Genomic DNA, 9,937 nt, shown 5'->3' on the forward strand with positions numbered 1-9,937 from the left:
TACCTATTATTTTAGACTTTTCGATATGAGATGCAAAATGGCAGTGAAATGATTGCGGGTCTCATTCACAATGGTCGATATATAAATGAACAAATCGGTTTCACGTTTGACGTACCTCATGACTCGGAGGATTTCATGACGGCTGAAATTGGCAACTGGTCGAGCGGAAACCCTCGTGTTGATTATACGATCGACTTTTTCTATACACCAGATAAATCGATTAAACAAAATGTGTTTAGTCTTATCGTGTTGAACGGTATGATTGTAAAGCAAGATAGGGATGATGAAATGTGGTACATTAGCGCGTTTGAAGGAAAAACGTATGCTCATGTAACTGCTGGAGAACCTTCTGAAGAACTATTACAACCCCAACATCGTGCTAAGTTAGAAATCGTACAAAAAATGATATATGAAGATTTACCATTGGCACTGCAAACAATAAAACGAATAAAGTAAAACTAGTCCCAGTCATTCACACTGGTACGGGGAAAACATCGAACGCTATGACAGGCGGTCGACACGTTATTAAGTAATGGAGAGTGACAAAAATGCAAGCGACACGCAAAATTATTCACGTTGATATGGATGCGTTTTTCGCTGCTGTCGAGCAAAGGGACGATCCAAAATTAAAAGGGAAACCTGTCATCGTCGGTGGGCTTCCGAATTCCCGAGGTGTCGTCGCAACGTGTTCCTATGAAGCTCGCAAATACGGCATTCATTCCGCCATGCCGTCATCGATTGCAAAACGAAAATGCCCGCACGCCATTTTTATTAAAACAAACATGGAAAAATATCGTGCAGTTTCAAAACAAATTATGCAAATTTTTCTATCGTTTACCGATCTTGTCGAGCCCCTTGCCCTCGATGAAGCATATTTGGACGTGACAGAAAATAAAGTGGGCATAAACTCAGCAACACTCATCGCAAAACAAATTAAAAAACGAATTTTTGCTGAAACGAAGTTAACCGCATCCGCTGGTGTTTCATACAATAAATTTTTAGCAAAGGTTGCTTCTGGCTATCAAAAACCGAACGGCCTAACAGTCGTTACGCCTGAAAATGCAGATGCGTTTATCGACAACATTCCAATCGGTGATTTCTTCGGCGTTGGAAAAGTGACAGAGGAGAAATTTCTTCAATTAGGTGTAAAAAACGGAAAAGATTTGCGCCAATTAAGTGAGGAGACACTTATTAGAGAATTTCAAGAACGAGGACGAACTCTTTACCAAAATGTTCGCGGGGTCGACGAACGGCGTGTCAATCCGAACCGAAAACGGAAATCTCTCGGAAAAGAAACGACGTTGCGAGAAAATATAAGTAACATTCATGACATGCTGCCCATCATCGAACGTTTATCAGAAAACGTTAGCGAAAGGTTACAAGCTCAACAACTCGTCGGAAAATGCATCGTCGTGAAAGTAAAGTTTGCTGATTTTTCTCAGCGAACTCGTCGAATGACACTCGACAATTATACGAATGACAAAACGACAATCTTTCACTATGCTGAAAAATTGCTACATGAATTTAACTTAGAAGATCAATCTGTTCGCTTGCTCGGTGTCACGACGACTGAACTAGCATCGGCACAAACAAGCAGAAGGAAAAAAGCAAATATTAAAGTGTACGAACAACTGAAACTGTTCTAAAAAACATTGATTTATCCAAAGTTTTGACGCTGATACCACAGCCGCATCTTGTACTTCGTTCATCGTTAATTGGTGACCCATACGTACCCAATAAAGTCTGACATTTGCATCCGCTGCTTCAAATAACGCTTAGAGTTCTCTTGATTCCTCAAGAGAACAAATAGGATCATTTTTCCTGCGCCAATGAAAATTTTCTTTTTCGGCTAAGTTAGACAGTTTGATTCCTTTTCGTGCCACCATTGGATGATGAAGAATGGCTCCTTCTAACGCATCTTCATTATGAAATAACAAACTTGCTAAGATGTTCGCGCCATTGGGGTAACCGATCGCAATCAAATTTTCGCGAGCAAATCCATACGTTTTTACCGCTTCATCAAGAAATTCGTTCGGTAAATCGAATCTTCTTCATCAAAAACCCCTTCTGCTAGCCTTTCGAAGAAGCGTGGTATACCATTTTCTAATACGTTGCCGCGAACGCTTAATATCGAAGCATCGTTATCGATGACTTCTGCTAGTGGGAGCATGCATATCTCGCTCATTTTCCCCTGTGCCATGAAGCAGTAACAACGTTCGTTTCCCGGAAACTTTTCCTTTTATAAATAAATGTTTCATCGTTATTCTCCTTCGTATATTATGTTTAGGCTTCATTATTTTCGCCTATTCCTCCTTACTTATTTACCTGAGTTTATGTCAACGACCTAACCATTACGTATCGAACAGAACGTACTAGCCTCAAACATCTTCACTTTTTCTGTTTAGATGTAATCTAAACGATAAATAGGAATCGTGAAAACGCCTTCTAAGCATTGGGTTTCATCAAACATTTCATGTACGAAAACTTGTTTGTTAAAGAACACTCTTTATCCGATAACGATAGGATCTACTAGTGCTTTTATTGAAGCGAGTATACTCAGTCCAGTTAAATAGCTCGTCTTCGGATTGCTAGGCATCGCCAAATTTTCAATTTCGACCGTACATGCTCCGAAGTCACCACGAACGTAAATCGTATGCTTATTTTTATCAATCGATGGATCTGCGATTACTTGTACTTTCGTCTCGTCAGTCCCTAAGCCCACCAATGACAAAATGATTGCGACGTTAACATTTTTTGGAAACTTATGAATCGCATCTGTCGCTCGTCCATTAAAAATCACTGTTTTTTCGGTCATTTCAACTTCTGTTAATGATGACGCGGGTTTCCTCGTCGTAATCGTTACCTCTTCCAGACCACCAGATAGCTTTGCCGCTTTTATAACATCGAGTCCACCGATCGCCCCCGAAGGCAAAATTAATTTCCGCATATTTTCCGAAGCCATTTGTTGTAATTCGCTATAAAAATTAGGATCAACGAACGCACCGATACTAAAGATAAGTAAATTTTTTTTTGTGATCATTCGCGGAGCATATTGTAAAACAACTTCACGATTAGCACATTCGACAACGACATCAATACCAGATTGCAGAAATTCATCAATATCTCGAAACGCATTCACATCGTACACCTTCTCAAATTTACGTCGCTACCGATTTTTCACGTTCATCAAAAATTGAAATAAATTCAATGGAGTCTAATGCATTTTCTATATTTATTTTTTAAGTAAAAATGTCCCGAGCGTACCACAACCGATTAAACCTAGTTTCATACGACTCACCTCTTAAAAATCGACATCGAGTAAAAATTCGAAGTTTTTTTGTAAAAGTGACGAAGGAACGCGCTTAAAAAGTGCATTTCTAGCGCGAATCGCAAAAGGATTTCCAAGTTGCACACCGAAACCAATTAGTCGAGACATCGTAATTATTTTTTTCGTTCGTTCTATACGTTTCTGTTCATACCGTTTCAAAGCAGCTTCTTCATCAAGAGATGAAAAACAATTGGCGAGCACAATCGCGTCCTCAATCGCTTGCCCTGCACCTTGCCCCATGTTCGGTGTCGTCGCATGAGCTGCATCACCCATTAAAATAATCCGCCCGTATACAAATTTTGAAAGTGGGCGAATATCTTCAATATCATGATGAAGTAGCTCACTATCCTCCGCTTTACGAATGAATTCCGAAACATATGGCGGAAATGCGGAAAAAAGGCGTGCGACATCTTCAACTTTATAATGTTGATATGTAGGATCTTTTCGTTTCGCATTCACACATGCAAACCAGTATAAACGGTTACCTTTTAATGTAGCGAGCCCAAAGCGCAACCCTTTACCCCAGATTTCTGTCGTCGTATGCTCACCATTCGGATGCTTTCCAGGCACGACACCTCGCCAGCATGTATACCCGGAATAACGTGGAGCTGAACCAGGTACAAGTTTTTGACGAATGTTCGAATGGATTCCGTCAGCCGCAATGACATAATCACCTTCATCAGACGATCCATCTTCAAAATGTACGACAACCTTTTTACCATCATCAATCATGTCCACACACGTCTTATTCAAATGAATTAGTTCCGGTCGCAGAGCATTAACGAGCGATTCATGAAGCTCTGCACGATGAATCGTAAGATTATTCACTTGATGTTTTTTGCTCATTTCCTTTAAGTCCATTTCGTTAAGAAACTGTCCACGCTCATCATAAAAATCTAAACGATCGAGACGATTCCCGAATTTTTCAACGGTCTTCCCAACGTCCGCTTCGTACAATGCTTGCAATGCGTTTGAGCCAACACCAATGCCAGTTCCGAGAGGTTTTAATGATGCCGCACTTTCATAGAGAGAAACAGAAAAGCCTTTTTTATCTAACATTAAGGCGGCTGCTGGACCACCAATGCCACCGCCAATCACTATAAATTTCATTTTCTTCCTCCTTTTGCTACGCCCCGTGTGAACTTACGGATAAAAACTGTTTTCCCCCCTTTTTGAGAGGAGATGAACTGAGGCTTTACATTGAGTGACAAGCTTTATAGGCTATAAAGCCTTACCACAACAATGATTACTGCGTCCCTGCTAAATAACTCGTACTTGTGGAGACCCAAAGCCAAGCTTTCTATATTGAAAAATTTTCACACCATTTTCGCCTCTGCTTTACTTCGTAGGATTTATCAAGTGCGATTGCAAATCACATGCCATATATTTTCAATCGAGCTTTTGACTCTACTCTACGACGCTTTAGATTGTGGTTTTCGCATAGACTCAAAGGCGCCCGAACCAAAAAACACGCCGCATAAAATGAACAAGAAGCCAATGACATGACAAAGAACGATCGGTTCTCCAAGAAAAAAGGCTGCTCCTGTTAAAGCAAATAACGTGTTCAAATTAACGAAAACAGCTGTTTCTGCTGGGCCGACTTGTTTAATTGCAAAATTATAAATCATATGTCCAGCCGCTGTACAAATGAGTGCACTGAACATAAAAAGAAGACCGAGCTTCCATGAAAATAGTGCCGTCACTTGCGTGAACTTTGCATTTTGAAAAAAGCTCACGATAAAAATAATGAGCGAACCGAATACGAGCATATAACCTGTAAGCAATCTTGGATCAAATGTCGGATTAAGTTTGCTAATTAAAATAAAGCTATACGCCTGCGCAAGCATCGAAATTAAAATCATCGCATCACCGATGGAAAAGACGGATAAGGCATCTGTTCCTGCAAGCGAGGTAATCATCATTCCTAGAAAACCAAGAATAAAACCAACAATTTTTAGACGCGAAAATGCTGTTTTCAATAGCAAAATCGAAAGCATTAACACGACGAGCGGATTCGCTCCTAATATAATCCCCGCATTGACACCAGATGTATTCGCTAGTCCAAGTGCAAGAAATATATGGTGCAAAATAACATTAAAAATCGCAATAAAACCAATCGTCACGAGTTCACGTTTCGTTGGCAAACGAAAAATGCTTAACAAGCGCGTCATGATGAGTACAGCGAGCCCCGCAGTAAAAATACGCAACGCCGTTAAAAAGACAGGGTCAACAGTTGTTACAAGTACTTTTAACGCTGAAACATTTAATCCCCATACGAGCATAACGAAAAATAGTAATCCATAAATCTTTTTCACCTGAGCTCCCAACTTTAATTTCACGAGTGATCTCCTTTTATTATACCGATTTAGCCAATAAAATAAAAAAAGGAAAAGGATTGTTTATCCTCTTCCCTCTTCTTTTATGCACTTTTCAACGTGTTTTCTGTGAACCATTTACCCATACGACTGTATATAATCATAAAGATAATCGCGATAATCATTCCTTTTAGAATGTTAAACGGCAAGACAGCAGTGACAACGAGTTGGCGGAGCGCGCTCGCTGACATCGGATCCCATCCGAGCAAAGCAATATAGGCAGGTAAAACAGCAAAGTAATTTAATAAACTCATAAACACGGCCATAAACAACGTTCCAACGATGAATGAAACGATTAAGCCTTTTTTCGCCTTTAAACGCTTATACACGTAATACGATGGTAAAACAAACGTGATTCCCGCTAGGAAGTTGGCAATATTTCCAATCGGAATTCCTGCTTCACTTCCGATAACAATATAATCAATAATATTTTTAAATAATTCTACGAGAATCGCTGCAACTGGACCAAACATAAGCGCTGCGATTAAAGCAGGAATGTCACTAAAATCAACCGTTAAATACGGCGGAAATGGTGGAATCGGAAACTTAATCAACATGAGTACGAACGCCAAACCACTCAACATTCCAATTGTTACAAAAGACTTAAGATTATACTTTTTCATAATCCTCTCTCCTTAAAGATTCATCCCTTACCAAGAAAAACGCGATCGCGTTTTTCTTAGGAATACAGAAGCCGGATTTGTGTACATTTGCGAATGAGCAAATTGCACTTTCCGATTCTTAGAAGAAAGGCAGACCTTGCTGTCGTATGCTTAGCTATACAATAAAAAACCCCCAAAGAAGATTCTTTGAGGGAGAAATGATCGGCATACTTAAAACGTGTCCATCATTAAAAAAGTGAACACAAGGCTACCTCCATCTTCTCCCATCCAGACTGTACTGTCGGCTTTGGATTCTCACCAAATCATGCACTAAAAGGCTCGCGGGCTAAGAAGTACATTTGACTTCAATACCGCCGGTCGGGAATTTCACCACGCCCCGAAGATGAATCGTTGTTAATATTCTTATTGTTTAATTTAAATTATAATGTATATTTTGTAAAAAGGGAAGGAAAAACGTTATAGAGTTTGTGTTAACCTTTTCTCCGTCTTGTGTAATAGCCATTACGCGTGCTTGTACGTTTATTGGATCGTTCATATTCATTCGCTTGAATGTACAATGTTCGCTGTTCATCCACTAGCTGATTAAAAACAGCGATATGATGCTTTTAGAAATACATATTTGACAGACTTGTCAATTAGGCTTTGTATTTCTTTTGTTTTCAATGTAAACATGTAGCTGGGTCATCTTGAGCTGCCTCCTAGTAAAGTTTTTATGGTTAAAAACATGTACCGTAAAGGCAATCAGATGGCCTATTCTTTTTAACACAATTATTTGGACTTTGTCCATTCATAAAACGTACATTTATATGTGTAATTTTAGTGAGCAAACCATACGGACGATCACTTCATGTTCTTTTGGTTGTTCAACCTTTTTCAACTCAAAAGTTAAAACGTCCAGGGGACGACCGAATTCGTGGAATATAATACATTTTGCATACAAAGTAATAAGGCTCCTTTCATCATTTGTAACATTCTTTTTCGGGAAGCTTCGCATAAAAATAGGGTCTCGCTGGGAAGCTCATGTTCACCCATGAATTGAACTCCCAGCGCCCCCAGTTGCGCTTCTCCCTCCACTATTCACTTTTACCTTTATTCTAACCCTAAATGACCACGAAACGTACTTGTTTCGTAGCCTTTTCTGAAAAGTCCTCTTTTTTGCATTTCAGGAATGACGAATTCAACAAAATCTTCTAAACTACCAGGTAATGTCGGTGGCATTAAGTTAAAGCCGTCAGCCACACCCGCTTCAAACCAAACTTCCATCTGATCGACAATTTCTTCAGCCGTACCAATCAATGTTAAATGACCGCCACCTGCACTTAAGTAACCAAGGAGTTCTCTTACTGTTGGGTCTGTGTCACGAATGATTTCCAATATTGTTTCATACCGTCCGATCGGGCCCGTGAACTCTTCTACTGGTGGCAATGGTGGTACTTTTTCATCGATCGCCCATTTCGAACAGTCTTGCTGCACAAAAATGCTTAACTGTTCTAACGCTGTTTCAAGCGGTAGTTTTGCATCAAGTGCTTGTTTTTTTGCAAGAGCCTCTTCACGTGTCCGACCGACATATGTAACTAAGCCGGGAAAGACTTTAATTTGACGTTTATGTACGTCACTTTGCTCCAGTTGATCGTCTAACTTCTGTCGGTATGCTTGCGCTTGTTTGATATTCCATGAGACTGAATAGACAGCATCAGCGTACTTTGCAGCTAAAGCGATCCCATATTGCGAAGCACCTGCCTGCATGCAGACAGGTCGCCCTTGCGGACTTTTTGGTGTCGTCGACGGTCCACGCACTTTAAAATAATCTCCCTCGTGATGAAACGGTTGAATGTTTTCAGGATTTATCAGTTTGCCTGTTTTGCGATCGTGGATAAAATCAGCGCGATCCCATGATAGAAACAATTTATTCATGAGTTCAGCAAATTCCGCTGCTTTTTTGTAACGTTCAGCGTGAGGTGGTAGCTTATCCAAACTATGATTCATTGCTTCGATATCCGTCATTGATGTCACGAGGTTCCAACCGACGCGCCCGTTTGTAATGTGATCGATACTGAGTAGTTGGCGTGCAGCTGTAAATGGGTTTGAAAATGTGCTTGAAATCGTGGAGACAAGGCCGACATGCTTTGTCACTTGCGAAATCGCCGTTAAATTAATAAGCGGATCATACCAAAACGCCGGCATCGCATTCGAATTAATCCCTTGAAACGATTGATTATCAGCAAAAAAGACCGCATCAAAGTAACCTCTTTCCGCGATTTGCGCCAACGACTGATAATATGCAATATCCCCAAGACGTTCAACACTTGAATCTGGCATCATCCAAGCGGCCTGATGGTGACCGCAACCATAAAGTAAGACACCGATATGCATCTGTTTTGCTTTTGTCATTTAAGTAACACCTCAAAATAATCTTTCTAGCGTTCCCTTGCCATTAGTTCATTGTTAAACCACCATCAACAGTAATGTTTTGTCCTGTAATTCCATTCGCTGCTTCCGAAGCTAAGAAAGCGACCATGTTCGCCACGTCTTGAGGGGTAGTAACTTTTTTCAATGGAGTTGATTGTGCGATTAAATCAAAAACTTCTGGTGTTGTCACGGCGCTTGCATCCGTCGTTTTTAACAGACCACCTGAAACGACATTCGCATTGATGCCATGTTGCCCAAGTTCTGCCGCGATGTTACGTGTAAAGCCAATTAAACCAGCTTTCGCAGTCGTATATTCATGATAAGGAACGACTGGATTTTGGAAAAGGTTCGTTCCGATGTTAATAATCGAGCCACTTTTACGTTCGATGAATTGTGGTAAAACGCTTTGAATGACGTGAAAAGCCGCTTTAATTGTTCCGTTTAATTGCCCTTCGTAATCTTCCCAAGCGAGTTCTGTGAAAGGTTTCTGTGCATTCGGATCAAATTTAAAATTCACTAAAGCGTTATTAACGACAACGTCAATTTTCCCGAAATGTTCTGTTGCTTTCGTTACTAATGCATCGACTTCTTCGCGATTTGTCACATCAGCTTGAATGGCAATCGCTTGCTCGTCGCCAATTTCTGAAACGAGTGCTTCCGCGCTATCTTTACTTTTGTAATAGTTTACGACAACATAGTGCCCTTGCTGTGCAACAGTCCTTGCAATCGCTGCCCCCAAACCTCTACTACTTCCTGTTACTAATACTGTTCTTACCACCAAAACCACTCCTTTATCATTGATATATAAAAAACGCAACCTTCCTAATCTAATCGGAAAGTTGCGTCATCCCAACAGCTACACATATAAAATAAGAAACGATGTTTCTTATCCTATATAGAAAAATTACACTTTCCTACGCTAGTCCTAACTAGTTCAGGTTCAGAGGGTTCGAGCAAATGCTCATCTCAGTTATTTAATAACACCCCTAGTGTTTCATAGATAATATGCAGTTTTCATAAAATCTCTGATAGAAGAATTATAGATTTATTTTTTCATATTATTTAGAGTCTATCACAAAGAGGGTATCATATCACATCTTCTTTTGCAAATTAATAACGGTTATTGTATGTGTCAAGTTATTCTCGGTTGTTCTTTTACACCAATATTTTCAGCACTCTATTTTTGTACGCTTTTTAGGCTA

The 9,937-nt window shown here is 40.0% G+C and carries 8 protein-coding genes, 2 pseudogenes and 2 riboswitches; of the genes and pseudogenes, 2 read left to right on the forward strand and 8 right to left on the reverse strand.

The genetic code is table 11. From position 1 onward, the window contains the following. Positions 1-135: 135 nt before the first annotated feature. Both ABU914_RS12615 and dinB read left to right on the forward strand, forming a co-directional pair. A complete protein-coding gene (locus ABU914_RS12615; RefSeq protein ID WP_379670082.1) occupies positions 136-456 on the forward strand; it encodes a hypothetical protein in 321 nt (106 codons plus the stop codon). Between the two features lie 92 nt (positions 457-548). Next, positions 549-1,646, forward strand: a complete 1,098-nt coding sequence (gene dinB, locus ABU914_RS12620) for a DNA polymerase IV (protein WP_379670083.1) — start codon at positions 549-551, stop codon at positions 1,644-1,646. A gap of 11 nt (positions 1,647-1,657) precedes the next feature. Here dinB and ABU914_RS12625 read toward each other — a convergent pair. The 8 genes and pseudogenes from ABU914_RS12625 to ABU914_RS12660 form a co-directional block, all read right to left on the reverse strand. Next, positions 1,658-2,258: pseudogene (locus ABU914_RS12625) on the reverse strand (alpha/beta hydrolase). Positions 2,259-2,506: 248 nt separating this feature from the next. Further along, the gene (nadX, locus tag ABU914_RS12630; RefSeq protein ID WP_379670084.1) at positions 2,507-3,139 is read right to left on the reverse strand and encodes an aspartate dehydrogenase; all 633 of its coding nucleotides are present in this window, start codon (positions 3,137-3,139) and stop codon (positions 2,507-2,509) included. Between the two features lie 162 nt (positions 3,140-3,301). Continuing rightward, on the reverse strand, positions 3,302-4,438 hold the full coding sequence (locus ABU914_RS12635; protein WP_379670085.1) for an FAD-dependent monooxygenase: 1,137 nt from the start codon (positions 4,436-4,438) through the stop codon (positions 3,302-3,304). 302 nt (positions 4,439-4,740) lie between these two features. Next, on the reverse strand, positions 4,741-5,667 hold the full coding sequence (locus tag ABU914_RS12640; RefSeq protein WP_379670086.1) for a DMT family transporter: 927 nt from the start codon (positions 5,665-5,667) through the stop codon (positions 4,741-4,743). A gap of 80 nt (positions 5,668-5,747) precedes the next feature. Next, positions 5,748-6,326 carry an ECF transporter S component gene (locus tag ABU914_RS12645; RefSeq protein ID WP_379670087.1) on the reverse strand — a complete coding sequence of 193 codons (579 nt, stop codon included), beginning with the start codon at positions 6,324-6,326 and terminating at the stop codon, positions 5,748-5,750. Between the two features lie 251 nt (positions 6,327-6,577). Further along, positions 6,578-6,714, reverse strand: a riboswitch (FMN riboswitch). A 97-nt stretch (positions 6,715-6,811) separates the two neighbouring features. Continuing rightward, a pseudogene (locus ABU914_RS15520) lies at positions 6,812-7,011 on the reverse strand (transposase); the annotation flags it as partial. Positions 7,012-7,415: 404 nt separating this feature from the next. Further along, entirely contained in the window at positions 7,416-8,717 is a 1,302-nt protein-coding gene (locus ABU914_RS12655) for an LLM class flavin-dependent oxidoreductase (RefSeq protein ID WP_379670089.1), read from the reverse strand. Between the two features lie 43 nt (positions 8,718-8,760). Beyond that, positions 8,761-9,513, reverse strand: coding sequence for a 3-oxoacyl-ACP reductase (locus tag ABU914_RS12660; RefSeq protein ID WP_379670090.1), 753 nt, complete (start codon positions 9,511-9,513; stop codon positions 8,761-8,763). A 116-nt stretch (positions 9,514-9,629) separates the two neighbouring features. Next, positions 9,630-9,733: riboswitch (TPP riboswitch) on the reverse strand. Between the last annotated feature and the right edge of the window lie 204 nt (positions 9,734-9,937).

The organism is Pueribacillus sp. YX66, from assembly GCF_041725775.1.
Lineage (GTDB): Bacteria > Bacillota > Bacilli > Bacillales > UBA6769 > Pueribacillus.

Bases quoted from the DNA above. Each gene is read 5' to 3' on its own strand.
- ABU914_RS12645 (WP_379670087.1), bottom strand. From the start codon at position 6,326: ATGAAAAAGTATAATCTTAAGTCTTTTGTAACAATTGGAATGTTGAGT.
- dinB (WP_379670083.1), top strand. From the start codon at position 549: ATGCAAGCGACACGCAAAATTATTCACGTTGATATGGATGCGTTTTTC.
- ABU914_RS12655 (WP_379670089.1), bottom strand. From the start codon at position 8,717: ATGACAAAAGCAAAACAGATGCATATCGGTGTCTTACTTTATGGTTGC.
- ABU914_RS12615 (WP_379670082.1), top strand. From the start codon at position 136: ATGACGGCTGAAATTGGCAACTGGTCGAGCGGAAACCCTCGTGTTGAT.
- ABU914_RS12635 (WP_379670085.1), bottom strand. From the start codon at position 4,438: ATGAAATTTATAGTGATTGGCGGTGGCATTGGTGGTCCAGCAGCCGCC.